At 60.6% G+C, this 21,199-nt stretch carries 23 protein-coding genes and 2 pseudogenes; 13 read left to right on the top strand and 12 right to left on the bottom strand.

Annotated features, from left to right (window positions below; genetic code table 11):
- Nucleotides 1–10 precede the first annotated feature (10 nt).
- Entirely contained in the window at nt 11–1,330 is a 1,320-nt protein-coding gene (locus IVB36_RS05080) for a dicarboxylate/amino acid:cation symporter (protein WP_018456682.1), read from the bottom strand.
- 213 nt (nt 1,331–1,543) lie between these two features.
- A complete protein-coding gene (locus IVB36_RS05075) occupies nt 1,544–1,765 on the bottom strand; it encodes a hypothetical protein (RefSeq protein WP_018456680.1) in 222 nt (73 codons plus the stop codon).
- A gap of 351 nt (nt 1,766–2,116) precedes the next feature.
- Here IVB36_RS05075 and IVB36_RS05070 point away from each other — a divergent pair, with 351 nt between their 5' ends.
- The gene (locus tag IVB36_RS05070; RefSeq protein WP_018456679.1) at nt 2,117–2,299 is read left to right on the top strand and encodes a hypothetical protein; all 183 of its coding nucleotides are present in this window, start codon (nt 2,117–2,119) and stop codon (nt 2,297–2,299) included.
- A 19-nt stretch (nt 2,300–2,318) separates the two neighbouring features.
- On the opposite strand, the gene IVB36_RS05065 is transcribed toward IVB36_RS05070, so the two are convergent.
- From IVB36_RS05065 to IVB36_RS05055, 3 genes are all read right to left on the bottom strand, one after another.
- The gene (locus tag IVB36_RS05065; RefSeq protein WP_018456678.1) at nt 2,319–3,695 is read right to left on the bottom strand and encodes a VWA domain-containing protein; all 1,377 of its coding nucleotides are present in this window, start codon (nt 3,693–3,695) and stop codon (nt 2,319–2,321) included.
- 5 nt (nt 3,696–3,700) lie between these two features.
- The gene (locus IVB36_RS05060; RefSeq protein WP_085395396.1) at nt 3,701–4,648 is read right to left on the bottom strand and encodes a MoxR family ATPase; all 948 of its coding nucleotides are present in this window, start codon (nt 4,646–4,648) and stop codon (nt 3,701–3,703) included.
- 148 nt (nt 4,649–4,796) lie between these two features.
- Complete coding sequence (locus IVB36_RS05055; RefSeq protein ID WP_007612817.1) at nt 4,797–4,997, bottom strand: hypothetical protein; 201 nt, start codon at nt 4,995–4,997, stop codon at nt 4,797–4,799.
- 222 nt (nt 4,998–5,219) lie between these two features.
- Between IVB36_RS05055 and IVB36_RS05050 the strand changes: the two genes are divergently transcribed.
- Complete coding sequence (locus tag IVB36_RS05050) at nt 5,220–6,194, top strand: quinone oxidoreductase (RefSeq protein WP_247297903.1); 975 nt, start codon at nt 5,220–5,222, stop codon at nt 6,192–6,194.
- 142 nt (nt 6,195–6,336) lie between these two features.
- On the opposite strand, the gene IVB36_RS05045 is transcribed toward IVB36_RS05050, so the two are convergent.
- Together IVB36_RS05045 and IVB36_RS05040 are read right to left on the bottom strand one after the other, a co-directional pair.
- Complete coding sequence (locus IVB36_RS05045; protein ID WP_085395314.1) at nt 6,337–6,612, bottom strand: hypothetical protein; 276 nt, start codon at nt 6,610–6,612, stop codon at nt 6,337–6,339.
- 96 nt (nt 6,613–6,708) lie between these two features.
- Nucleotides 6,709–7,317, bottom strand: coding sequence for a S24 family peptidase (locus IVB36_RS05040; RefSeq protein WP_007612810.1), 609 nt, complete (start codon nt 7,315–7,317; stop codon nt 6,709–6,711).
- Nucleotides 7,318–7,484: 167 nt separating this feature from the next.
- On the opposite strand from IVB36_RS05040, the gene IVB36_RS05035 reads away from it, so the two are divergent.
- Nucleotides 7,485–8,012 (top strand): GcrA family cell cycle regulator, encoded by a 528-nt coding sequence (locus IVB36_RS05035; RefSeq protein ID WP_247375646.1) that lies wholly within the window; start codon nt 7,485–7,487, stop codon nt 8,010–8,012.
- 46 nt (nt 8,013–8,058) lie between these two features.
- Nucleotides 8,059–8,640: a hypothetical protein gene (locus IVB36_RS05030; protein ID WP_247390811.1), complete on the top strand. Its 582-nt coding sequence runs from the start codon at nt 8,059–8,061 to the stop codon at nt 8,638–8,640.
- 43 nt (nt 8,641–8,683) lie between these two features.
- Here IVB36_RS05030 and IVB36_RS05025 read toward each other — a convergent pair whose 3' ends face one another.
- Nucleotides 8,684–9,040: a hypothetical protein gene (locus IVB36_RS05025; RefSeq protein ID WP_026233220.1), complete on the bottom strand. Its 357-nt coding sequence runs from the start codon at nt 9,038–9,040 to the stop codon at nt 8,684–8,686.
- A 755-nt stretch (nt 9,041–9,795) separates the two neighbouring features.
- Here IVB36_RS05025 and IVB36_RS05020 point away from each other — a divergent pair.
- Both IVB36_RS05020 and IVB36_RS05015 read left to right on the top strand, forming a co-directional pair.
- Nucleotides 9,796–9,981 (top strand): hypothetical protein, encoded by a 186-nt coding sequence (locus tag IVB36_RS05020; RefSeq protein ID WP_247297873.1) that lies wholly within the window; start codon nt 9,796–9,798, stop codon nt 9,979–9,981.
- Between the two features lie 132 nt (nt 9,982–10,113).
- Nucleotides 10,114–10,455 carry a phasin gene (locus IVB36_RS05015; protein ID WP_018456669.1) on the top strand — a complete coding sequence of 114 codons (342 nt, stop codon included), beginning with the start codon at nt 10,114–10,116 and terminating at the stop codon, nt 10,453–10,455.
- A 187-nt stretch (nt 10,456–10,642) separates the two neighbouring features.
- On the opposite strand, the pseudogene IVB36_RS05010 reads toward IVB36_RS05015, so the two are convergent.
- A pseudogene (locus IVB36_RS05010) lies at nt 10,643–10,885 on the bottom strand (cytochrome c); the annotation flags it as partial.
- 601 nt (nt 10,886–11,486) lie between these two features.
- On the opposite strand from IVB36_RS05010, the gene IVB36_RS05005 reads away from it, so the two are divergent.
- Nucleotides 11,487–12,401 (top strand): hypothetical protein, encoded by a 915-nt coding sequence (locus tag IVB36_RS05005; protein WP_157642978.1) that lies wholly within the window; start codon nt 11,487–11,489, stop codon nt 12,399–12,401.
- A gap of 213 nt (nt 12,402–12,614) precedes the next feature.
- On the opposite strand, the pseudogene IVB36_RS05000 reads toward IVB36_RS05005, so the two are convergent.
- Nucleotides 12,615–12,809, bottom strand: a pseudogene (locus IVB36_RS05000) (hypothetical protein); the annotation flags it as partial.
- Between the two features lie 1,797 nt (nt 12,810–14,606).
- Between IVB36_RS05000 and IVB36_RS04995 the strand changes: the two are divergent.
- Nucleotides 14,607–15,542 (top strand): RNA ligase family protein, encoded by a 936-nt coding sequence (locus IVB36_RS04995; protein ID WP_247390809.1) that lies wholly within the window; start codon nt 14,607–14,609, stop codon nt 15,540–15,542.
- Between the two features lie 139 nt (nt 15,543–15,681).
- Here IVB36_RS04995 and IVB36_RS04990 read toward each other — a convergent pair whose 3' ends face one another.
- Complete coding sequence (locus tag IVB36_RS04990; protein WP_247390807.1) at nt 15,682–16,068, bottom strand: hypothetical protein; 387 nt, start codon at nt 16,066–16,068, stop codon at nt 15,682–15,684.
- Between IVB36_RS04990 and IVB36_RS40355 the strand changes: the two genes are divergently transcribed.
- The 4 genes from IVB36_RS40355 (at nt 16,067) to IVB36_RS04970 (ending at nt 19,533) form a co-directional block, all read left to right on the top strand.
- Nucleotides 16,067–16,351, top strand: a complete 285-nt coding sequence (locus IVB36_RS40355) for a DUF3606 domain-containing protein (protein ID WP_247390805.1) — start codon at nt 16,067–16,069, stop codon at nt 16,349–16,351. The genes IVB36_RS04990 and IVB36_RS40355 overlap by 2 nt on opposite strands.
- Nucleotides 16,266–16,454: a hypothetical protein gene (locus IVB36_RS04980; protein ID WP_247390841.1), complete on the top strand. Its 189-nt coding sequence runs from the start codon at nt 16,266–16,268 to the stop codon at nt 16,452–16,454. The genes IVB36_RS40355 and IVB36_RS04980 overlap by 86 nt, the downstream gene beginning before the upstream one ends.
- Before the next feature lie 807 nt (nt 16,455–17,261).
- Nucleotides 17,262–18,629 carry a tetratricopeptide repeat protein gene (locus IVB36_RS04975; protein ID WP_018456661.1) on the top strand — a complete coding sequence of 456 codons (1,368 nt, stop codon included), beginning with the start codon at nt 17,262–17,264 and terminating at the stop codon, nt 18,627–18,629.
- Nucleotides 18,630–18,714: 85 nt separating this feature from the next.
- Nucleotides 18,715–19,533, top strand: coding sequence for a methyltransferase domain-containing protein (locus IVB36_RS04970; RefSeq protein WP_018456660.1), 819 nt, complete (start codon nt 18,715–18,717; stop codon nt 19,531–19,533).
- Between the two features lie 64 nt (nt 19,534–19,597).
- On the opposite strand, the gene IVB36_RS04965 is transcribed toward IVB36_RS04970, so the two are convergent.
- Entirely contained in the window at nt 19,598–20,329 is a 732-nt protein-coding gene (locus IVB36_RS04965) for a helix-turn-helix domain-containing protein (protein WP_247372407.1), read from the bottom strand.
- 130 nt (nt 20,330–20,459) lie between these two features.
- On the opposite strand from IVB36_RS04965, the gene IVB36_RS04960 reads away from it, so the two are divergent.
- A complete protein-coding gene (locus tag IVB36_RS04960; RefSeq protein WP_018456658.1) occupies nt 20,460–20,930 on the top strand; it encodes a cupin domain-containing protein in 471 nt (156 codons plus the stop codon).
- Nucleotides 20,931–21,199: the final 269 nt, after the last annotated feature.

The raw sequence follows: 21,199 nt of genomic DNA, 5'->3' as shown, positions 1-21,199 counted from the left end.
ACGGCGGTCGTTACCCAGCCGTCACGTCCACAAGCTCGCCACCGTCGAGGACCTTGGCCGCCTTGGCGCGGTCGAGGTCGCCTTCCCAGGCGGCCACCACCACGGTCGCAACGCAATTTCCGGTGAGGTTGCCGACCGCGCGAGCCATGCCGATGAACCAGTCGACCGACAAGACCAGCACGAGGCCGATCGCAGGGATGCTGGGCACCGCGTTCAGCGTCGCCGCCAGAATCACGATCGCGGAGCCCGGCACGCCATGCGCGCCCTTGGAGGTGATCAGGGAGACGCCGAGCACCAGTAGGAGGTCGCCGAAGGACAGCGGCGTGTTGGTCGCCTGCGCGATGAAGACGACCGCAAGCGTCAGGTAGATCGAGAACGCGTCGAGGTTGAAGGAATATCCGGTCGGAATCACGAGGCCGACGACGGAATCCTTCACGCCCATCCGCTCCAGCTTCTTCATGATCTGCGGCAGCACGGCGTCGGACGAGGCGGTCGCGAGCACGATCGTCAACTCCTCGCGCAGGTAGGCGAGGAATTTGAGGATGTTGATGCCGGCAAGCGCCATGACGCCGCCGAGCACGCCCAGCACGAAGATGCCGACCGAGACGTAGAACAGCGCAACCAGTGAGACGAGCTGCTTGAGCGAGCCGACGCCGTATTTGCCGACGGTGTAGGCGACTGCGCCGAGCACGCCAAGTGGAGCAACGCGGACGATAAGCCCCATGACGCGGAACAGCACGGTCGAGGCGGCATCGATCATCGACGTCACGAGCTTGCCCTTCTCGCCGCCGACCAGTGCGAGGCCTACGCCGAACAGCACGGCGAAAAACAGCACCTGGAGCACGTCGTTGCGCGACAACGCGTCGAACGAGGTGCTCGGGATCACGTTGAGGAGGAAGGAGCCGATGCCGCCGCCCTGAAGCTTGTGGGCGTTGTCGGCATAGGTATTGAGCGCCTTGGCGTCCAGCGTCGAGGGGTCGATGTTCATGCCATGACCGGGGCCGAAAGTGTAGGCCAGGATGAGACCTACCACGAGCGCGACTGTGGTCATCACCTCGAAATAGACCAGCGCTTTGACGCCGACCCGTCCGACCTTCTTGAGGTCGCCCGCGCCGGCAATGCCGTGCACGACGACGCAGAACACGATCGGCGCCACGATCATCGAAATCAGCTTCAGGAAGGCGTCGCTCAGAATCTTGAGCGAGATGGCAAAATCCGGCGCGGCCACCCCGAGAATGATGCCGAGGATCAGCGCGGCCAGGACCTGGACGAACAGCGACGTGTAGAGCGGCTTTGGCTCGGCGGCCGGGGCCGCGGCAATGGTCGACATGGTGACTCCCCCGTTTTGACGACGTCTCGATCGTCGAAAGGAGCAACTAGCGTGCCAGATTGTCGCGGTTTTCGCTGAGGAGGAGGTCTATTCGGTCTTTTTGCGGTGCGACCGGCATCCGCATCGGCGCCGGGAAACCGTTCCAGGTGCCGTCGGTCACGTGGACAGACGATTTTGCGGTCCACAGTCACGTTCTGCGCGCGGGTGGCCGCGTCACGCCGCGAGATCCAGCAGCCGACACGATCCGCGTACCAGCACCTTGCGTCCATTCGGCGTCATGACCGGCACGCCGTCGCAGACGACGACAAGACCGAACTTGACGAGGCTCTCGATGAGATAGGCCTTGGAAAGGCGACCGTTCGACACCGGGTCGCGAAGCGCCTTCAGAACCTCCCATTGGTCTGGCGAAAGATCGAAGTCGATGTCGTTGCTCATGTTGCCTCAAGCCGTGGTGCCGTTCCTGCGCCTCTGTTAGAGGCGCTGCATGAAGACCGTGCGACGACAATGAGTCGGGAATTCGGTGAGGCGTTTAGAACTTCTCTTCACAAATTGCTGCACGCCATTGCGCCACAAGAGTTAAGACCGCTCGGTCACGAGGACCGTCCGAGCCTCGATCACATATTGATGATGTAGGCTTGATGTTGGTCCGCGAACTACCGCACTGCACGGGAAGCGCTGCTGTCCCATTCTGCCTCGCAATATGCACAGAAATCATGAGAACGAAGGGTTCGGGATTCTGTTACGCTGATTCGCGGGGAATGGCTTCACACGGCAGGAGTGGAGTGCATGAACAGGCTGGTCGAAATTCGCAGTCAGGAATCCCTGTGCCGGGAGCGTGCCGCGCTTGATTTGCAGCGCCGGCTTTTCTGGCTTGCGCAAGCTCAGGAATGGGAGCAGCGCGCGCTTGACGAGATCGCCTATCATTTCCGGGAGTGCAATGTGGCTCAGACGGAGCTGGGGCGAAACTGACGTCGGCTGTGGGTAAGGCCTACTGATAAGTCGCCACAATATCGGATACCGCGCGCTCGAGCTGCTGCGCGGTGGCGCACTGGCGCACCACGCTGCAGAAGGTCGCATAGCGCGGCATCTCGGAATCGCCAAAGCCCCAGGCGAGACGTCCTTCGGGATTGAGCCACACCAGTCGCTTCGAGCGCTCAGAGATGCGGCGCAGGATGTCGGCGCGCGGATCGAGATTGTTGCTGCGGGCATCGCCCAGCACGATCACCGTGGTCTGCGGCGTCAGCGTGCTCATAAACTCCTTCTCGAAATCGACCAGCGACGAGCCGTAGTCGGAGGAGCCGAAGCCGACCTTGGACATGATCTCGGCCATCGCTTCTTCCGGCGATTTCGATTCCAGGATGTCGCTGACTTCGATCAGATGCGAGGAGAAGGCAAAGGAATGGACGTCGTCGACCACCTCGTGCAGCGAGTGGATCAGGAGCAGGAAGAAATCCGAGACCTGCGCCACCGAGCCCGAGACGTCGCAGAGCGCCACGATCTTCGGCCGATCGCGATGCTTGCGCTTCCAGGCCGTGAGAAAGGGGATGCCGCCCCAGGCGGCATTGCGGCGCAGCGTGCGGCGGACGTCGAGATGACCGCGCCGTTGGCGCTTGCGTGGTTTCGAATAGCGCTCGCGCAGGCGACGTGCGATCTGGCGGATGAGAGCGCGCATCTCCGCGACATGGCGGCGCTCGATGCGGGCAAGCGGCGCGTTGCGAAGAATCTCGTTGCGGAGGTTTTCAGCTTCCTCGCGGGCATAGAGCGCAAGCCCCTGCGCGACGGTGTCGCGGACGGCTTCGCGCAAGGCATCGAGCGCGGCGCGAAGCCGCTCGGCCAGTGCCGGATTGGTCGCGGTCAGCTCCTCGAGATCGTCGCGCAGCCGCTGGAGCCCCATGGCGTCAAGGATGCGGCTGGAGAAGATGCCGCGCTGGGTGGAGTAGCGGATGTCGGATAGGGAGGCCGCACCTGAGGCGCTGGCGATCGCGGCGGTGATCGCGTTGCGATCCTGCAACAGCAGCATCTGCGCGAGGGGCCCCAATTCTGCGGGAGGCGAACCGGCGCTCGCATCGCTGGCCGCGCCCGACGACGGAGATTGATCCGCGTCCTCCGAAACATAGTTGCTGTCGGCTTCAGGCTGTTCCTGTCGCGGCTCCGGCTGGCTGAAGAACAGATCGAAACAGTCTCCGAGCGCGAGCTTTTCGTCCTGCGACTTGGCGAGCGTCAGAAGGAGCGCATCGCGCAGGATGGTCCGGTCGGAGACGCCGACCTGCGCGACCGCACGCATCGCATCGATGCTTTCGGCCGGCGAGACATGGACCCCGGCGCCCCGTGCGGCACGGAAGAAACGATGGATATTCTCGCGCATCGGGGTCAACCGAAGACGTTGGATCGTGCTGCCTTGGCAATGAAGGTCGTAATCTGAGGCTGAGCCGCCTCGATGTCGGCCTCGTATTTCAGGAGCACGTTGAGCGTGTCCTTGACGATCTCGGTGTCGAGCTCCGAGGCCTGCAAGAGCACCAGCACGCGTGCCCAGTCGATGGTCTCGCTGACCGAAGGCAGCTTCTTCAGGTCGAGCGAGCGGATTTCGTGGATGAAGCCGACCATCTGCCGCCGCAGCGTCTGCGAAATGTTGGGGACGCGGCTCTCGACGATGCGCTCCTCGAGCCGCTGCTCGGGGAAGCCGATGTGCAGATGCAGGCAGCGCCGCTTCAGGGCGTCGCCGAGATCGCGCTCGCTGTTGGAGGTGAGGATCACCGTTGGCGGCGTGATCGCGGAGACGGTGCCGAGTTCGGGGATCGTGACCTGGAAGTCGGAGAGAATTTCCAGCAGCAGCGATTCGAACTCCGCATCCGACTTGTCGATCTCGTCGATCAGGAGCACGCAGCCGCCCGGCTGCTCCAGCGCTTGCAGCAGCGGCCGCGGCTCGACGAACTCCTTGGAGAAGAACACGTCGCCGAAATCGTGGAGCTGATGAAGTGCAGCGTGCAAAGTCTGCGCGCCGCCGAGGACTTCCCCGAGCTTGTCCTTGAGGATCTGCGTGTAGAGAAGCTGCTTGGCGTATTTCCATTCATAGAGCGCCTTGGCCTCGTCGAGGCCTTCGTAGCACTGAAGGCGGATCATCTTCAGGCCGCGCCAGGCCGCGATCGCCTTGGCAAGCTCGGTCTTGCCGACGCCCGCGGGTCCTTCGACCAGGATCGGCTTCTCGATCTGTTGCGACAAATAGACGGCGGTCGCGATCTGCCGGCTCGCGATGTAGCCTTGAGCGGCGAGGCCGCTCTCCACCGCCTCGATCGCTGTCGAGGGCTTCTGTTCAGCCACGAAAAGGCGCTCCCAAAGGTCTTGATTGAGGCTTGTTCTGCCTGCGTTCACGGCAAAGAACAAGCCTCGTTTGGGAGAGGCCAGACCCGCGCGAATGGGCGTTTTTTTCGCTCAACGCAAATAGTCGGGCGGCCAACCGGCCGCGGGATCAGTGCCGCAGCAACTCCGGCTTGCGGATCGTCTGTCTGACCTCGGCGCCGCAATCGGCGCATTCATAGACGAAGTCGATCTTGGCAAGACTCCAATGCGGTTCGACCTCGCGCACATACATTGGAAGGAACCCCATGCAAGCAGGGCAAATCACAGGCGCGATCTCGATATCCTGATGATGCTGTACATAAGCTGGCATCTCGGCTCTCCTTCGCAGACGACCTCCAAACCCGCGCGAAGGCTACTGCCGGCCGGCGAAAGGCCGACATCAACTCTTTCGAACAGAGGCGGAACGGCGGAGGTTTGTCGTTCGCTGTGACATTCTTGTTACGTCTCTGTACTGTGACGGGTGGAGCAAATACCTATTTCAAAGCCCGATCCGATATTCGGACTCGACCTCAACGATAAGGGAGCAACGCCCATGACGCATGCCATTCGCTTTCACAAGACTGGTGGTCCGGAAGTGCTGGTCTGGGAAGAAGTCAGTGTCGGCAAGCCCGGACCAGGCGAGGCACGAATCCGCCATACCGCCGTCGGTCTCAACTTCGTCGACATCTACAATCGTTCGGGCCTTTACCCGGTGCAACTGCCGAGTGGGCTTGGTAGCGAGGCTGCTGGCGTCGTCGAGGAGGTCGGGCCTGGCGTCACCGATCTGAAGCCCGGCGATCGCGTCGCCTACGGCGCCTCGCCGCTCGGGGCCTATTCCGAGGCGCGGCTGATCCCGGCCGACCGACTGCTGAAGCTGCCGGACGGTGTCGACGACAAGACCGCGGCGGCGATGATGCTGAAGGGGCTCACAACGCAATATCTGATCCGGCAGACCTATCGGGTGAAGGCCGGCGACACCATCCTGCTGCATGCGGCCGCCGGCGGCGTCGGCCTGATTCTCTCCCAGTGGGCCAAGCATCTCGGCGCAACCGTGATCGGCACCGTCAGCAACGACGAGAAGGCCAAGCTCGCCAAGGCGCATGGCTGCGACCATGTCATCATCTATAGCCGCGAGGATTTCGTGAAGCGGGTGGACGAGATCACCGGCGGCAAGAAGGTGCCGGTGGTCTATGACTCCGTCGGCAAGGATACGTTCTTGAAGTCGCTCGACTGCCTCGCGCCGCTCGGCGTCGCCGCGCTGTTCGGTGCGTCCTCCGGCGCCGTCGAGCCGCTCAATCTCGGTCTGCTGGCGCAGAAGGGCTCGCTCTACGTCACCCGGCCGACGCTGTTCACCTACGCCGCCAAGCGTGAGAGCCTGGTCGCGATGGCGGGCGAGCTGTTCGATGTCGTCAAGTCCGGCGCGGTCAAGATCGAGGTGCGCCAGACCTATCCACTGAAGGACGCCGCCAAGGCGCATGCCGATCTCGCCGCGCGCAAGACCACGGGATCGACCGTCCTCACGGTGTGATCTCCGACCGGGCTGTGGCGCAGGCTGGCAGAGCGTCTCGAGCGAACTGGATTCCGGTTCGCGTAAAGAAAACGCGTCAAAATAAGAAATCCAGAGCCCGTTCCGATTCGATCGGACCGGAAAGGCCGGCCCTAGGTCTACGTCACGTCCGCTCGTGCTTGCGCAGATCGCGGGCGTGATCGAGGCGGAGAGCCTGGAGGTCGACTTCTTCGGGCGGGATCCGGGGCAGGGCAGCCTCAGCGAGGATCGCCTCGGTCACGTCTTCGACCGAATTCTCCACGATTTCCTGGATGAACGAGATATTCCGATATTCCCCTGAGGCAACGCGGGAAATGACCTCGCGCCTGGTGATTTCAGGGTCGACCACTGCCTCGCGGCCGCGGCGCCCATAGTCGATCATCACGACGAAATACTGCATGAAACGATCCTGCCGTGCCCACGGTCGGGCACGGCAGAGTATTTCCGAAAAACGGAATCAATTCAAGATGAATTTCGTAAAAACGGAAGTTGCAGCCTACTTGCTCCTCTTGCGCGGGCGCGCCGACTTGGCGCGCAGCCGCTCCAGCTGCCCCTTGGGCATGGACAGGCAGATCTCGCCGACCCACTCCAGTTTCACGCCGACGATCTGCTTGGCATTGAAGCTGCTGAGATTGACGACGGAGGGGGATTTGCCTCGTTCGATGGTCTTCAGATAGCGCTCGCCGGTCTTGAGCCGGACCACGGCCTCCTCGCCGTAGAAGCTCGACAGCGGATGGCGCTGGTCCTTGTAGACTACGATTACGTCGCCGCTCTCGTATTTGGGCAGCATCGAATCGCCCACGATCTCGAATGCGATGGTCTCCTCCATGATCGGAAAGGGCAGCGCGATGTCGCCAAGGCCTTCGGGGGGAACCTGCTCATAATCCGGCTCGATCACGGCACCGGCCCCGACGCGGCCCATGATCGGCGCGAGATTGAGCTCGAGATATTCCATGATCGGAATGATTTCCGAAGCCTTCACCAGGCGTTCGCCGCCGAGGATCTCCGAGACAGCGCCGGGGCGTACGCCCATGGCAGCCGCCAGGCCGCCCTTGCTCTTGCCCGTCTTTTCCAGGCCCCGTTCGATCATTGCAGCGTCCAACATGGTGATTCCCTCGATTGTCCATCGTCCGTCTCTTGTAATCCGAAATTCGGAATTGATGCAATTATGAATATCAGAATTATCGCTTGACTTCGACTTCGGAATACCGGAATGTAGGCTCCGCCTTGGGCGGTCGTGCGATCGGAGGAGGCGCATCACAGGACAGCAGCATGGAACCGGCTCATTGGCCGTCGGAGCACTCCGACGCGCTTCGCGACTATTTTCTCAAGGGGATGTCTTATGCGGAGATCGGAAGACAGATTAACGCAAGGTTCGGAACGGCTTACACGCGCAACGCGGTGGTCGGCCGCGCCAAGCGGCTCGGGCTGATCGTGCAGGTGCGGACGACGAGTCCATCGATCGTGCCGGTGCTGCCGTCTGGAGCCTGTCTTAGCCTCCCGCACCGTCCCGCGTTACTGAACCTGCCGCCGAAATCCGCGATGAAGCCTGCCGCGCAGGTCAAATTGCGCTGCGTCGGCGTCCAGCCGCGCCTGGTCCCGTTGGTCGAACTCGCTGCCGAGGACTGTCGCTATCCCTATGGCGGCGACAAGGACGGGGAGGAGATTACCTTCTGCGGCCATCCAAGTGAGCCGGGCTCGAGCTATTGCACGCCGCATGCGCGCCTGACGCGCCGCGCCGGGGCTGGATCCGCCCGCGTCTCCGGCCCCGTCGTGCTGAGGCTGGTCTCTGCCGCCTGACCTCACGACCGCCCGTTCAATCGTCAATTTCGCAAGGAGTATCCGAGTGGCACGTGTCCGACGCAACAGGTCCTTTAAATTGGCGAATGTCTACGACCGACGCTCACGTGAGATACCGTTCAATGCGGAGGTGGCGGAAGTCGAGGTGGACAATCCGCTGGCGCTCGATCCCGGCGAGAAGATCATAGCCGTGCGGTCGATCCGCAGTGATCCGCTCGGCCGGCTGCATGCGCACCATCAGATCGACGAGGCGCAGTATCGGGGCGGGCGCGCCTTCCAGGACGATTGGGAGAGGGCCGAGCGAGGCCCTCAGGCAATGGACCCGACTCGCGAATATGTCGATGGCGCGCGTACGCGCGAGCCGGTCACCGAGAGCCAACGCCAGGCCCAGGCGGTGCTGCGGCTGAACCGGATCGAGCGCGAACTCGGCACAGACGGCGCTGCGCTAGTGCACGACGTGTTGGTGCTGGGCCTGACCATGGACGAGATCGGCCAGCGTCGCGCCGTCCGTACGCAGCGCTGGATCGACTATTTTGCCCGACGTTTCCGTGAATGCCTGGACCGGCTGGCACTGATCTATGGCTTTGCGACGGAAACGGGGAGACTGCGTGCAGGGCAACGAAGATGACAACGCGCCCGCGACCACGGTCGTGGGCGCGCCGGTCCGCTGCTTAGGGATGCGGTAGGATCTGGTAGGTCGTGGCATAGGGCTCGACCCGCAGCGAGGCGTTGGCCAAAAGCCCGATTCTGGCGGTCGGCGCCTGCTGCAATTCGCCGTTCGGACCGCGATGCACGTTGTATTGCCAGACGGTGAGATCGCCCTTCTGTGCCAGAGCATGTGCAACGGCGCTGGCATCATTGCCGCCGAGGGCCTGAAGCTCCTCCGTCGACAATCCGACGACGATTTCATCCTTGATGGTGACGATCTTGAACAGGTTCATCCTGGTCTCCTGCGCCCACGCGCTTTGTGTCGAGAAGGTGAGAAGCGCGACTGCGGCGCCCTTGATGAGATCGCAGCGAGAAAGCATGCCGTCGTCCTTTGGTGCTGGGGCGCCCGAATCGATCAATGCATCGGCCACGGCGCCCGTGATCTGCGTGACTGTTTCGCCTCCGCTTTGTCGTTTGCTCCTCGAAAACGGTTCACGGCCGGAAACAAATGGGGCCCGATGAATCCTGATGCGAAAAGGCGGGTCCAAGTCCAAGAGCTCGAGGGGACGGGTTTGGATGAAATCCAAACGTAATAGTTTGTCTCTTGGTCAGAAGGACGCGCTGTGGCTGCCGATCCATAGCGCGAGATCGACGCCTATTTCGTCGACGATACAACCGCCGACGCCAGACTCAACAATTACGTGTATACGCTGAAGAAGCACTGGTTCGCGTCCACCAACATCCATTCAGATCCGAAACAACACGAAACGCAGCGTCGATTGACGGCAATCGAGGCTGTATGCCTGATCGATGCCGCTTCTTGACGCAGGTGGGTGACGGCGGGCCCTATTCCTGTTATCCGGAATTGCCGTGGTGCGATGCAGACGAAGCATCGCTGCGCCAACCGTTGGGCTTGCCGGAGGGGTTGTTTCTTGACATAGTTACAACCTGTTCAGGTGCGCGCTTGCACATGTAGCTCGGCGTGCGAACACACCGGGCTTCCCCCGGCCGAAGGCGCGCCGTCGCCATAGCATCCGGTTATGGCATCCGGTTATGGCATCCGGTTATGGCGTTGGGTTCTTAGTTGGGACCTCGATGTTGGATCACGAAGTCCGATGCTTGTCATAGGTGCGAGATGAAGAACCTCGATTTCGCAGCTGAGCTGCACCTCAAGCTCGGCGCGCCCGCAAGCGGCACCGTCGAAAGCCTGCGCCTGCTCCGCGCCTTTCTGAAGCTCGCGCCCCGGCAGCGTTTCGAGGTCATCAAGCTCGTCGAAGACCTCGCCACCGAAGAAACCCTCCCCGAACACCCCCTTTCCTGAGCCGGCCCGCGCGCCCCGCCTTACGATTTCCTGCCAAAGCCGGCCGCCAAGCGACGACTTCCCCGGGGCTGGACGCTGGCAGGCGATCCGGCAAGTGTGGTATTCAGTTCTGAAAACGGGAGGAGTGCGACCATGATCGAACCGAAGCTCGAAGTTCCGGCCGAACTGCGCGACCTGGCCGAGAAGACGATTGACCAGGCGGAAAAGGCATTCGGCATGTTTTTCGAAGCCGCCACCAAGTCGATGACGACCGTTCCGGGCGCGGGGGCGGACGTGTCGAAGCAGGCGCTCGCTTTCACCGAGCAGAACATGAAGTCGGCGTTCGAGCATGCTCGCAAGCTCGTCCATGCGACCGACCTTCAGGAGGCGATGCGAATCCAATCGGATTTCCTGCGCAGCCAGTTCACCAGTGCCGGAGACCACATGCGCCAGATGACCGGCAGTCTCATGCAACCGGGTAAGGACAAGTCCTGATTCTCGGTGTGTTCACGCCGCGTCCACAGATTGGACTTGTCCGGCGTGAATATCGCCACTGGTGCCGGTCCATGATGGCCGTCGAATGGACCTCATTCGCCGCCCATCATGCTTTCTGCTGACCCCTGTCGGTTCTCAGGCAGGGATTTGCATATGTCGCAGGTACCTTGAGCCATCGGCCGCTCTGCTAACGCAGCGATGCGATGTAGGCCGCGATGTCGCCGGCTTCAGTCCGGCTCAAGGGGAAATTCGGCATCTTCGGGTGCGGGTCTAGCAGGAAAAAAGCGCGTCTTTCTGAACTGAAGTCGGGCCTGCGCGCAACGGACGCGAAGGAGGGAACGTCGGCGCTCGCCTGGATCTGGCCGTTCGCCACGACATGGCGGCTGGCGGACCAGCGCTTCGCAAGCTCGGCGCCATGATCTGCATCGGCGCTAGAAAAAGATAGGCCGGCAACAAGCGCAGCCTTGAAGCAGGGCGGCCCCGGGGTGTCTAGGAGCCCGGGGCCACAACCTCAGCTTCCGGTGGGTCCAATAGTTCGGCCACGGGGTCCAAGCGGGAATCAGCGGAGCACATTTGGCGAAAAGTTTTGCATCTGCAGCCTGCTGCATTTCTATGCGGTGAACGCCCTTCGGATGATGCGGGGAGTTCGATCCCGCAACATGGGCAGTGTGATCGCAGCCCAGCGACAATTGTTGTGTCTATTCCTGGCGTGTGTGGGCGATGACGTCTATGATGCAACTGGACAGATTAGTCGACCAGAACAGCGCTGACGAACATCGTGTACGGTGCTTTTGACAAATAGAAGCCGTTCTAATTTTACCTAGGGCGCTCATTGCGCGGCGCCCGCCGGTGGGGAGGCCTAGCGGCTAAGCGCTACAATACCAGTATTCGTATTCCCCAAATTCTGCACGGCCTTGCTCATCGTAGGATCGTTGACGTAGCCGCTGGCGGGGGTAGAAGAGCCATTGTTCTCATTCCTAGCGCGATTGCCCAGCCGATTTGCCGTAGTTTGATGGTTGAGAGCATTGCTCGTGTTAGGTCCGGGCGAACCACCCGCACCGCTCGCGGTGCCACTGCTCGACATCGAGCCGGCCGCCGTGCTGCCTGAGCCTGTTCCTCCTCCAGAAGCTCCACCTGAACCACCTCCGCCAGCTTGCGCCAGGGCCGAGGTGCTTGGTCAAAACGCGACCGCTATCCTGTTCGTTCAGGCGGCGCAAAATGATCTTCGTTCGACTGACGCTTCAACGTGGCTTGCAGCCCTTGATGGGTATTTGGCCACTTTCCAGGATGCAATTAAGTCCTCACGCAAAATCGTGCAGCTCAAAATCAGCACGCACAATCCTCCTAACGAAAGTATCTTCAATGTTAATCGGGCCATCGCCGACGGGCTCTGCGCCGCTTCCCAGCGAAGGAAGGTGCGACTTCGTCCTAGCACTACTTTGGCAGAATTTATTTGCGCCAGTGTTTCTCAAGGATTTGTTTTCGGCAGTATGGACACCGTTGAGGCGGCGGCGAACGAAGCGGATAGTGCGCTGTCGCTGATTACGGACAGCGTAGCGGATGACCCGACCGTGGCTTTGGCCAAAATCCACTATTTGCGCAGCCGATGCGAGCCGGAGACGTGGTGGGATTTCGCAAGCGAACGTCACAGGCGTTATCCCGATAACGAAAACTTGGCAGGTGCGGCAGCAGAGGCTCGCATAGACCAAGCAGCCCGTTGGGCAGAGACGAACCAACGCCGCACACTAAACCGCGAACTCCGCGCACAAATTGCCGAAGCCATCGCCATTCTTGAGCAAATGCGACAGAAGTTCGCTGGCTCTGAAGCTGCTTGGGACGACAATCGGATGTCTCTGAGTGTCAATCTGGCGATTGGTCTTCGGCTGCTACGGCAGCATGATGAGGCCAAGAAGGTAATCGAAGCGGCGCTCTTCGGAGACCGATGAACATCTGCCGCCGCGCGCTGTGGCAACCTTTACGAAGCCAGCCGGATTCGGCGACGCCGAGAAGGCGAACTTATGCAGTCTGAAGCGCTGCGACTCGCACGATTTCGTTCTCTAGCCGGTCGATGCAATTCTCATCGAGCAACAGAAGAACAGTTGCGCCCAATCAAGCGAGCATCATAGACACGCTGCATTGTGAATGCTGACGACGACGCTCGCGTTGAAGCACACCATACGGACCGGATAGACATACTGGCCGGAGAGGAGGCCTTGCAGCACTGTTTCGAGATCGGTGTGCTGTTCGTCCGTCTCGCGCCAGGCGCAGCCGGCGCGCGCGCCAAAGTCTTCGAGCACGATGTAAATGTCTCGGTCGAGACGGTCGGTTGGCACGACCGAGGGCGAGGAACGCATACACTTACTCCGATACTACGGACGGCCGAGAGGCGGCCCCAGCTTGGGGGCTGGTGGGGTAGGCCGGGGCCGCTCCGCCAGCTCAGGCGGCGAGCGGGCGATGACTGAAATGCCGCCGCTCCTTGTGGTTCCACTGAGCTGGGTCAACCCGGAAAATCCCCAGTCGCGCGAGCTTACGTTCTTCTATCCTTCCTGGTCTCGATAGTGGGCGAGCTCCGCTCTTGCGAGTGCCCGGGCCTGTTCAAGCGCTTCTGCCCCGGTCAATAGGTTCGGTGCAAGCCGCCGTCCCGCGATATCGTCCCAATAGAAGTAAACGCTCGGCCGACCATCGGCGAATTGACTTCATAGCTGCCGGTTAACGGCACAGCTTCGTGCTTACGGATGCGAACGGGAGTGGGTGGCATCGTCTGGATATTGCCTCGCATAAGTTCTTAGCAAGTTCGTGGCTGATCGCGTGCCGGTTCTCAGCCGGACCGCAAATACGAAGGCCGCAGCGGGAGGTTTAAACCGCTGCGGCCCGCGCATTGCCAAAAAAGCCCGGGTCAAATCGAAAGTAAAATATGCAGTCAGCCCCGGTGACAAAATTCTGCTCTAACTTTGCCTCGTTTGCCAACACAATTTCTGGGGAACCGAAATCCATCTTGCGGGAAGTTCCGAGAACGGGAACAGTTTTGCTATTCTCGCGCGCGAAGGACTGTGGCGCGTGCAAAATCATAAATCTAAGCGGTGCAGAGAGGGCGAGGTACAGACGCTGATCAAAATGGTCAACGCGGGCTCAAGGTATATCGCTTCGGTGAAACGTCTGGCCGGAGACATGGGCCTTTGCTGGGGAGCGAGAGGGGCGCTGCACGGAGATAGCAGGCAGCTCCGGTCGGCGCCACTTCTGCCGAGGTTCACGCTCGCGGGTCTATGTCTCTTCTAGTGGGCCGCAACGAGCGCCGCCATACTGAATGCGACTACGCTTGCAGCAGCCAAGGACCAGAGCGCTATAGCGATCTCTTTGGGCATGGTCGTGGCCTCCTGACGAAAGCCGCCTCACCCTTACTGCCAGACGAGCCTAGAGCGCATACCGATCAGCATTGTGTAGGCAAGCCGACGCCAAGTCAGGTTCATCAGGAACGAGCATGTGGTATCCCCGTATTTTATGCGGTCAGCTTCCAGTCATCGTTGCACTATCGCGTCCACGCGGGCTGCCTAGCTCCACTCGTTCTCGGGCAATGCGCCAGGCGGCGGCCTAAGCTCCTCCAAGCCCGCTTCGATGATAGCAAATTCGTCCTGAACGGCTTGAATGGCGTTCGCGGGATCGATACCCGAGACGGCCTGCAGCTCGCCCCAGCATCCTGCGCCGATGCGCGAGCAATTGTGCGAGAGCGCGTCGATCCTTGCCCCGCACATAACCTGCGACAATCAACTCCATGGCTTTTGACATTCCGCATCATCTCCGCAGCCAATCATTGGTGCAAGCAAACTCCCGCCAAGCCGAGCTGCGTTGTCGGCACCGATCTCCCGCCGGCCGGCCGCGCCGCAGCGGCGTCGGTACTGAGAAGGATTCACCACAAGCGTTCGCTTCCTGTTCGGCGGCCGTTCTCGTTGACGTTGAAAATACAACCTGGAATCGCGATTGCGGTTGTATGAGAGAACGCCCGGGAACGCCGCTTCAGCTTCGCGGTTGGAGAGTCGTGAATAAGGTAGGTAGAGTGCCCCGTCGTCGGCTCCCCCCACGGACGGCGGGCTTTTTGTGAGTTGCGTTAGTGGCAAAGGCGTACCCGAGCACCGGCCAAGAAGCCGCGAGCTTCCATGCCGGGCTTTATCGGCCCCCAGCTTGCGACCCTGAAGATGAAGGCTCCTTCGGGGGCTGAATGGATTCACGAAGTCAAATACGACGGCTACCGCATCCAGCCCCACATCCACGGCGACACCCGTAAAGCCTTTACCCGCAACGCCCACAACTGGGTCAACCGTTTCTCGGTCATTGCTGGTGCCTTCGACATTCCGGGTCAGGCCATCGTGGACGGGGAGGTGGTGGTCATCCATGAGGGGCGAACCAACTTCTCCGAACTTCAGGCGGACCTCGGCCGAGGCGACCAGGACCGGCTGGTTTACTTCGCCTTCGATCTTCTATGGTTGGACGGCAAGGACGTTCGCAGAATGGCTCAGCTTGCCCGCAAGGAGCTGCTGAAGCAGCTGATAGACGAGAACGGGCTGGAAGCTCCCATCTTCTACAGTGAGCACCATGAGGGTGACGGGCAGGCGCTGTTCGAGGCGGCCAGCAAGCTGAACTACGAGGGCATCGTCTCCAAGCGGGTTGATGCGCCGTACCGGTCGGAGCGGGTTGAGACCTGGCAGAAGATCAAGACGGTGCAGCGCGAGAAATTCCCCGTCGTTGGTTTGGTCAAGGATCCGTCCGGCGTCGCCGCGCTCTACCTCGGCAAGCAGGAAGGGAAAGAGCTGCGCTACATGGGGAAGGTCGGGACGGGCTGGAGCCGGACCAAATCGGCGGAGATCCGCAAGGCGCTTGATACGGTTGTCAGCCCGAAGCAAAAGCTCACTAGCGCATCAAGAAACCGAAGGCCACCTGGGTCGAGCCGAAGTTTTTTGCGGACGTTGAATACCGGGACATCACCTCTGAAGGCCTGCTTCGCGCTAGTTCGTTCAAAGGGTTATCCAAAAAATAGCTCACGTACATTCGGCGCCACTGCATGCGGGCTACTGATGCCTCCGCCTGGGCGATGAAGACGCGGTGGCGTTGATGCGTCAAGGATCCAAGCAGACGGGTTCTATTGAAGCCTCTCACCATTGCTCGCCAAAGGCAGGACGAGCCCACTACGGGGACGAGAGCAGGGCTCCTGCTCGAGCGCACCCATAACGCAGATTAAGCGATCAGCGCGGAGGCGCCAGCTTCATGCGCAGCGGTAGGAACGGGGCGCAGCAGGTCAAGTTCTCCAAGCATATGCAACCTCCCCAGACTAGGCCTCTGCTCTCCCGGAGGCCCTCCTTTTGGGAACACGCCGTTCTTACGGGCGTTTTCCTTGCCAGTGAGTGGAGTATCGGCATGCCGGATCGCGTAACCCGAGCGGTAGAAGAAGCCCAAGCCATCCTGGCTCGCTATGTCGAGCCTGGGCCGAGGGACAGCGAAAAGACGATCAATGACCTGCTGACCGTTCTTGACGATGAACGGCTTGTACAGGCGATGGAGGAGGGGATGAGCGACAATCTCACCAGTGGGGACCAGCGCGACCGTAGCAAGATCAACATGCATGAAGAGTTCCAGGCAAGTACTGGACCAAGCAACCTGGCGTCTCCACGACGAACTGAGGAAGGCCGTCGACAAGGTAGGCAATTCGGCCGCCGCGGTTCGCAAAGAATTGGCGGCGCAACCGAGGCGCGCGGTATGCTTGCGATCTTTGGAGCAAGGCCCGCGCGCTTTTTCATGCCATGACCGATCCCAACTGTCCCATCTGCTTTGGTTTAGGCTTTGTCTGCGAGAACCACCCGGACCGGGCATGGAGCGCAGAGCTCGGCTGCCAGTGTGGTGCCGGTGATCCGTGCGCCTGCAACAGGTCGCCGGACATAGACGCGGGAATCGAAGAGCCGGATGCCAGCCAGATCATCGAAGACGCAGGCGTGAAGAAGCGCCGTCATTGAGGGGCCGCTTGATCGGTCCACGATCCACATCCTGTGAAGCGAGCGATAACGAGAACGTCGCCAATGCGTCGTCAATTCAACGGCAAACTTGGTCGTGGGTCGCGCATAAACGCTCCTCGGTCGGATGCACCCACCTGTTAGGCGCGATCTGCCGCGCATCGGTCAACTTGATCATGCGTGCGGGCGGCGAAGAGCGGGGCGTTCGACCGGCCCGACATCTGAGTGAAGCTTCCAGCTCCAAAGCGGCGTATCCAGTGGGCGGCGGATCGTGTTCAACGGCAGGCTGGCCCGCGTCTTACAGCGGGCGCACTAAATGAGCTTCACCCTGCGAGCGGGACTGTTCATTTTTCCTAGAGCGAACGTCGGGTCCGCTGTCAACGTGGCGTCGGAGGCGGCAGCTCGGCACGCTCCCATCGCCGTCTCGCGTATCGGCGTTGTTGCGCCTGCGCAAAAGGATGATCGCAAGAGCGCGTCACTGTCGCTGTAAGCCGGTCGCTAGCTGAAATTGGCTCGAAGGCAGCTTCTGACGCGAACCGGACGTCCATTCAACACCACCGCAACAACTTGTAAGGGCCGTGAACCTAGTCAGCAACCTTGACCCACCAAAACCTCAAAACTCTGCTAGGTTCGAGCATCCGGGCGTTTGGCCCCTGCGGGGAGGCAATGGTGACAGACTCTGAAGTCTCCAGCGACCGACCGAATAAACCAGCATCCGATAGTGACCCACTGAACAAAGCGCCATCTGACGACGAGCCTCCGGACCAACCGGCATCGAGGCGTAAATTTAAGGGTCGCTTCCGGGTGCGAATGCAAATGATCGGCGGGGCGCTCGCTTCGATTGCGGCTGTCGGTGCGATCGCGGGTGGCTTCGTCGGCTATTGGACTGTGTGGAAGACGCTCCGCACCGACGTGTTTCCGGACAAGCAACAGACGCAGAGGGAAGCTACTGCCCGGCCTGACATTGCTCCCCGCTTGTCACTTGTCATTCTGCCGTTCGCAAACGTCAGTAATGATCTGGAGCAGGACTATTTCGCCGATGGCATCACGACCGACCTGACGACCGACCTCGCGCAAATGCCCGGCGCGTTCGTTATCGGACGCGGAACGGCGTTTACATACAAGAACAAGCAGATCGACTTCAGGACGCTCGGCAAGGACCTTGGCATCCGCTGGGCGGTCCAGGGCGCGGTGCGGCGCAACGGGGATCAGGTTCGGGTCAACGTATCACTTACGGATATCGCGAGCGGTCGGGACGTCTGGTCCGATCGTTTCGACGGCGACCGTACGAACCTCGCCGCCTTGCAGGACCAGATCACAGCGCGGCTCGCGCGCTCGCTTAACATCGAACTGATCCAAGCCGAAAGCCGTCGCAGCGAAGTGGACCGATCGAGAAATCCAGACGCCACGGACTTCACGATGCGCGGCTGGGCAAAGCTCTATGGGCCGCAGTCGAAGATCCAAAATGGTCAGGCAATGGACCTATTCGATAACGCGCTACGCCTCGATCCGGACAACGTTGAAGCCATGATTGGCAAAGCGCGGTGTCTGGCGGCTGGTGTGAACAACCGATGGTCTTCGTCCGTTGTTGAAGACAAAAAGCAAGCGATCTACCTCATCGACAGAGTTCTGTCCAAAAGCCCGGCAAGCGCGAGTGCTCATACGACCAAGGGAACCATTCTTCTATTTGGACGTCCTGAGGAGGCATTGGCTGAATACGATGCGGCGCTCGAAATTGATCCTAATAATCCAGCTGCCTACGCTGCTAAAGCAATTGCACTCGTCGCCTCCGGGCGCGCGCGCGAAGCGTTCTCGCCGGTCCAATTGGCTCTCCGTCTCAGCCCGAGAGATCCTTTTGCTTTCCAATGGCACTTCTGGCTCTGCCATGCACACTTGCACTTGCACCAATATGGAGAGGCCATCGAGGAATGCGGGCGCTCGGTCAATCTGAACAACTCGCACATGTACGCTTATGTAGATCTGACTTCGGCTTATGGAGTCACGGGGCAATTGGAACAGGCACAGCGGAGCTTGACTGAATTGAACAAACTGCGACCAAACTTCACGGTCCAGTGGTACCGTGATCTTGTTTACTCAATGTCAACGAACCCGCAGTTTCGTCGAGAGATCGACGACATTCTCGATGGGCTGAGGAAGGGAGGGGTTCGGGAGCAATAAGAAGCAGGGCTATTCGCTTGCCCGTGACGGACATCGCTCTGTTGAGCTATAAGCGCAGGAGCGAACGCCCTTTTGGCATCATCTGATGGGCCAGCAAGGTCAGTGGCAGGTCGCTGGTAGTGCGCCCGAAGTGTACGAACGGGAGTTGGTCCCGGCTGTGTTTGCGCCATGGGCCACCATCCTGATAGACCCCGCTCGACCGAAGTTGGGCGAACGCGTAGTCGATATTGCTTGCGGCACTGGAATAGTGGCGCGCCTCGCGGCGGTGAAGGTGGGCCCAACCGGGGTCGTGACGGGCATCGATCTCAATCCTGGCATGTTGAACGTGGCACGATCGCTTGGAATGGCCGATGACGCTGCCTCGGTTCAGTGGCAGGAGGCCAATGCAGACAAACTGCCGTCCCCTGACAGCGCGTTTGATATTGTGTACTGCCAACTGGGCCTCCAGTTCTTCGCCGACAGACCAGCTGCTTTGCGCGAAATGCGCAGAGTTCTATGTTCAAGGGGAAGGCTCGTCCTCATGGTGTGGTGCGGCATTGATCGAAGTCCCGGGTTTGAATCATTAGCCAAAATACTGGAGCGCCACATCGGTCCAGCGGCGGCCACGATCATGCGAGCTCCATTTGGACTGGCCGATGCCGATGAGCTGAGCCGACTTGTCGCTGCTGCGAACTTTCAGGACATCACGGTTCAACGGAGGGTCGGTGCCATCGAGTTTCCATCCGTCGAACGATTTGTATCCAGCTATGTTGCGGGTTCGCCACTGGCCAGTCATGTGTCGCAAGCAAGCGATGCGGCTCGGCAACGGCTGATATCCGATACAAATGCAGCTTTAGAGCCATATGTTGATAGTCGTGGGTTGTCGTTCCCAATAGCCGCTCACTTGCTTACTGCAACCGTCTAAGTCTGGCCTTGGCCTACCCGGACATACGGAATGACGCAACAGCTTCAGCGTGTGCTCCTCTCGGCTAGTCTAGCCTGGATGACGCTCGTTGGATGGACGACGCAGTCCGCCGATCGGCCCGCGCAGCGCGTACCGTGTCCGCAAGGGGACTCCAAGCAAACCACCCCGAGAAAGCGCGAACGTCGGCGGGCGTCCCCTCCAGCCGGACCTGCTGCCTATGCAAGGCTTCGGAGAAGCTTACTCGCCCCAGCCAAACTTTATAAAACGCCACGATGTCCGTCGAGACAATCACATCGATATCGAAGCCGGGGTTCTTGAGACAGACCGAAACGTCTGCGCGTTTGATCAGGAGCCAATAGCGCTGCCTCGGCCCGCCACCGAAATCGAACTGGATCACCACGCGGCGTTTCCCTATGGCTTCGATGCGCACGCGGCGCCGCATCCACCACAGCAGGACGACGGGATCGAGTTCGTTCGGCCGAGGATCACCGAAAGCCCAGCGCGCTCCCCATCCGCCAAATTGGTCGATAATCGATTGCAGGTCGCGCCCGGCGGATGTCAGTCGGTATTCAGTGTGCTTGCCCCGCGAGCCTCCGCGCCGTTCCAGCACGCCGGCTTGCTGCAACCGCCGCAGCCGTCCCGCAAGCAGCGTGCGGGACATGTGAGGAAGACCCCGCTCAAGTTCGTTGAAGTGATTAACGTCGGCAAGCAGCTCGCGCACGATGAGCACAGTCCAACGGTCGGCAAGGATTTCCGCCGCTCGCGCCACGGGACAATATTGGCCGTAACGGTACATGATTGAGCGTATCACGCCGCGCGGGGGTGCGGAAGTAGTCCGGTCTTCGCACTAGCTTAGAGCTCGGCGAGCGCTTTACGCTGCAGCTTCGATTGCCATTAACGTCGACTGGCGGAAAAGGAGATTTATCATGCCAAACGCCATCAGACGCGATTTTCTCCTGGCTCTCGCAACGGTACCGTTCGTGGCATTGCTTGGACAGGCGGGCGAGGCGCGCGCGCAAGTAGGCGTAAGCCCAGTCAAAGTCGATACCAACGGTTTGGTCGCCAAAATCAAGTTCGAGGCGCCACTTGAAGGATTCCTCAAGGAGATCAATGGAAAGTACAAGCTCAGAGTCACCGAGTTGACGCTTGCGCCCGGCGGACATGTGGGTGAGCACAATCACGAGTGCCCCGGCATCCGCCAAGTCACCTCCGGCTACATGACTTACGTCTTGCCAGACAAGGCTGTAGTTTACGGCCCGGGCGATTTCTTCTTTGAATCTGGCGATATGAACCACACTGTCTTTAACAAGACGGATGCACCCATGGTGCACGTGCTCTTCGAAATACTGCCGGTTAACCTGAACGGGCCTTCGCTGATTCCGGTCAGGCATCATTAGAAGGCTGTTCGTCTGTGACGTGGGCTCGCAAGCGAGCTTGGCCCTGCGAGCTGGGACCGGCTGGAGCGAACAAAGTGGCTTCGGAAGCGGCAGCTCGGCCCACCGCCGTTTCGCGTATCGGCGTTGTTTGCGCCTGCGCACGCCTACGCAATAAGCCGAAGAGCGCCTCAGACACCGTGATGTCCGGTGTCGCTGGTAAACTGGTCGCGTAGCTGAAGTTGCCTCGAGGCAGCTTCTGAGCCGAAGCGGAAATGCTCATTCGCGGCGGC

The sequence above is a fragment of the Bradyrhizobium sp. 35 genome (genome assembly GCF_023073215.1).
GTDB lineage: Bacteria > Pseudomonadota > Alphaproteobacteria > Rhizobiales > Xanthobacteraceae > Bradyrhizobium > Bradyrhizobium canariense_D.
This window is presented reverse-complemented; position numbering and strand designations above follow the sequence as displayed.

Coding starts and splice junctions, on each gene's coding strand:
- IVB36_RS04965 (WP_247372407.1), bottom strand. CDS start 20,329: ATGTACCGTTACGGCCAATATTGTCCCGTGGCGCGAGCGGCGGAAATC.
- IVB36_RS05075 (WP_018456680.1), bottom strand. CDS start 1,765: ATGAGCAACGACATCGACTTCGATCTTTCGCCAGACCAATGGGAGGTT.
- IVB36_RS05045 (WP_085395314.1), bottom strand. CDS start 6,612: ATGCAGTATTTCGTCGTGATGATCGACTATGGGCGCCGCGGCCGCGAG.
- IVB36_RS04970 (WP_018456660.1), top strand. CDS start 18,715: ATGGGCCAGCAAGGTCAGTGGCAGGTCGCTGGTAGTGCGCCCGAAGTG.
- IVB36_RS05050 (WP_247297903.1), top strand. CDS start 5,220: ATGACGCATGCCATTCGCTTTCACAAGACTGGTGGTCCGGAAGTGCTG.
- IVB36_RS05065 (WP_018456678.1), bottom strand. CDS start 3,695: ATGCGCGAGAATATCCATCGTTTCTTCCGTGCCGCACGGGGCGCCGGG.
- IVB36_RS05020 (WP_247297873.1), top strand. CDS start 9,796: ATGAAGAACCTCGATTTCGCAGCTGAGCTGCACCTCAAGCTCGGCGCG.
- IVB36_RS40355 (WP_247390805.1), top strand. CDS start 16,067: ATGAAGAGTTCCAGGCAAGTACTGGACCAAGCAACCTGGCGTCTCCAC.
- IVB36_RS05055 (WP_007612817.1), bottom strand. CDS start 4,997: ATGCCAGCTTATGTACAGCATCATCAGGATATCGAGATCGCGCCTGTG.
- IVB36_RS04995 (WP_247390809.1), top strand. CDS start 14,607: ATGCCGGGCTTTATCGGCCCCCAGCTTGCGACCCTGAAGATGAAGGCT.
- IVB36_RS05040 (WP_007612810.1), bottom strand. CDS start 7,317: ATGTTGGACGCTGCAATGATCGAACGGGGCCTGGAAAAGACGGGCAAG.
- IVB36_RS05015 (WP_018456669.1), top strand. CDS start 10,114: ATGATCGAACCGAAGCTCGAAGTTCCGGCCGAACTGCGCGACCTGGCC.
- IVB36_RS04990 (WP_247390807.1), bottom strand. CDS start 16,068: ATGCATGTTGATCTTGCTACGGTCGCGCTGGTCCCCACTGGTGAGATT.
- IVB36_RS04975 (WP_018456661.1), top strand. CDS start 17,262: ATGCAAATGATCGGCGGGGCGCTCGCTTCGATTGCGGCTGTCGGTGCG.
- IVB36_RS05035 (WP_247375646.1), top strand. CDS start 7,485: ATGGAACCGGCTCATTGGCCGTCGGAGCACTCCGACGCGCTTCGCGAC.
- IVB36_RS05080 (WP_018456682.1), bottom strand. CDS start 1,330: ATGTCGACCATTGCCGCGGCCCCGGCCGCCGAGCCAAAGCCGCTCTAC.
- IVB36_RS04960 (WP_018456658.1), top strand. CDS start 20,460: ATGCCAAACGCCATCAGACGCGATTTTCTCCTGGCTCTCGCAACGGTA.
- IVB36_RS05070 (WP_018456679.1), top strand. CDS start 2,117: ATGAACAGGCTGGTCGAAATTCGCAGTCAGGAATCCCTGTGCCGGGAG.
- IVB36_RS05025 (WP_026233220.1), bottom strand. CDS start 9,040: ATGCTTTCTCGCTGCGATCTCATCAAGGGCGCCGCAGTCGCGCTTCTC.